Annotated in this window: 1 protein-coding gene; it reads right to left on the minus strand. The window is 42.8% G+C overall.

The window, feature by feature from the left end:
- Positions 1 to 355: 355 nt before the first annotated feature.
- A complete protein-coding gene (locus tag V7K67_RS24050) occupies positions 356 to 2,080 on the minus strand; it encodes an IS1634 family transposase (RefSeq protein ID WP_335168721.1) in 1,725 nt (574 codons plus the stop codon).
- Between the last annotated feature and the right edge of the window lie 129 nt (positions 2,081 to 2,209).

A 2,209-nucleotide genomic window follows, 5' to 3' on the forward strand; every position in this document is an offset into this window, starting at 1 on the left:
ACTGTACGTTCGCTCATTTTTGAAGGAAGAGAGGAATTAATGCCTGACTGGGTAAAGAAAAACCTAATTTAGCATCTAATTGTACTGATACCATGTAATACATGGGGAAGGCTGAAGGAGAGTAACGGTATAATACATGGAAAAAGGGAACGAGGGTTTCCGTGTATTACATGGATGAGATGATTTCATTTATGGGGTGTGATATGTTCTCAGGGCTTTCCGTGTATTACATGGAGAGACAGCACGATTCAAGGTTAACTTGCGGTGTAATATACATGAAGAGCTAATGTTGAAATGGGGCTTCAATTCCCTGTATTATCCTTAAGAAGTAATGACTATGTAGGAAGAAGACAAATTATGTCGAGCTATCCACCGAATCTACCTGATAAAGGGACTCAGACATTTTCATTAAAGAAAGAATTTGTTTTTGAAGCGCGTTAATTGGTGTGATGAAGATGGTAGAATCAGGTAGAAAATAGAGTGTTAAATTACAAAAAGCTTTGAGCATTTTTTCAGCAGATGGGCGATCTGTTTTTCGCTTTGGATTGCCATCGTAAAGACCAGCCAGAGATTGTTGAGTTTGCTGGAGAGCCTGCCGCACCACAAACTCCATCAAGGTAAATACGCGCAAAGCTATGTTTAACACAAACATCAAGCCAACGATTCGGTCTTCGTTTTGGAAGTAAATAGGCAAGGCTGGCAAAGAACCTCTTTTAAAACGGTGAAACCCACGCTCCAAAAGCCATTCATCCCGGTAATACATGATAGCTTGTGGTAGGGTCAGTCGAGTGGTCGGGGCATTAGTGACATACAATCGCCATCCCGCCAAGGTTTCTGCTTCCTTAATCGCAGTATCAATCTGCTGGATATGAAGTTGAAGACATATCTTAGTCACGGACTGCGTTGGAGAGTTTTTTGATGGTCGTCCCCGTCTACAATTGCGAGTTTCTTTGATGATTTCTTCTGTAATCATGGTTGAGAAGAAATCTTTGACACGATAGCGCTTAAGAATGTTTTCTACTTTATGGGTGAGTTGCTCCCAGTCGTCCCCTGGTTTTGCTGCTAATCTATCCAGAGCAGTTCTTGCAGTCAAGATGCGTTGCTGTTGACCACGTATGGCAGATGCTGCAAGACTTTGGGAATAAACTACCAAATAGCGTTCGTGCCAGTGTACCCACTTGTTAGTTTCTGCATTTAACCAAAACTTGCCTAACTCCACTTCAAAGCCTTTTCCCACAGCAGGTTCTTCTTCATCTTGTCGCGGTAAACGAATGGATACAGTTTCTGCTGGTGGGGAGAGTACCCATTGCTGAAGATATTGGGGGTGTTGCCCACTCATGGACACAGGAAAGCAATAAATACCCCCATTTGCAGCAATTTGAGCGCGAGTTGCAATTGCCGAAGCTTTACAATCTGCGATGAAGACAAATTTTTTGTGTCCAATGACTTTTACTAATTGTTGCCATGTCGGTAAATATAATGGGTCATCGGCTCCATTTCCTGACAGGGTGGCGCACACCAACGGCATTCCCATTGGGTCGAGGGTTGCCAACAACTGACGGTATTGCAACAAGTCTGGACGCAAGTCTTTGGAATAGCCATAACGCAGTAGACTTTCTTCTGCTGATTCCCCCTGTTGATGATTCACATTAAAACTGCTTGTATCAGCTCGTGCTACTTCTGTCGGTAATTCGTAGGCACGAATCAGATGTCGTCCTAATTTTACTTCTATTTCATGCCTAGCCTCTGATTGCAAGCCTAATTCTTCGACTACCCTTGCCAATCGGTCATCACTGGCATCTTTTTTCCCTATTGACCACCCTGTACTTAACTCTAAAATAACACGATGTGCTTCTACCCAGGATTCCACCGCCGACAAGCGATGGTCTGACTGGGTGATTATATATGTCAATAACAATACACTCAATTGACCATAGCTCATTCCTTCATGGTTTCCGTGTGGTGGACTCAGTTTTTGGTCAATCCACTTGGCTATCTCCATCTTTTTTAGCCATTCCACTATTACCGGAATATCATCAATTCGCTCAGAATTAATTTTTACCTGTTCGTTTATCGACATACGCACACCCCTCTCCAGAATATGTCTTACAGACTAACGGGAAATGGTGCTATTACTGCTTATCGCCCTATTCTTTTCTCCTCAAGGCATTAATTCCTCTCACTCTTTAAAAATGAGCGAACGTACAGT

Origin of the sequence: Nostoc sp. (genome assembly GCF_036917155.1) — a bacterium.
In the GTDB taxonomy this organism is placed as follows: Bacteria; Cyanobacteriota; Cyanobacteriia; order Cyanobacteriales; family Nostocaceae; genus Nostoc.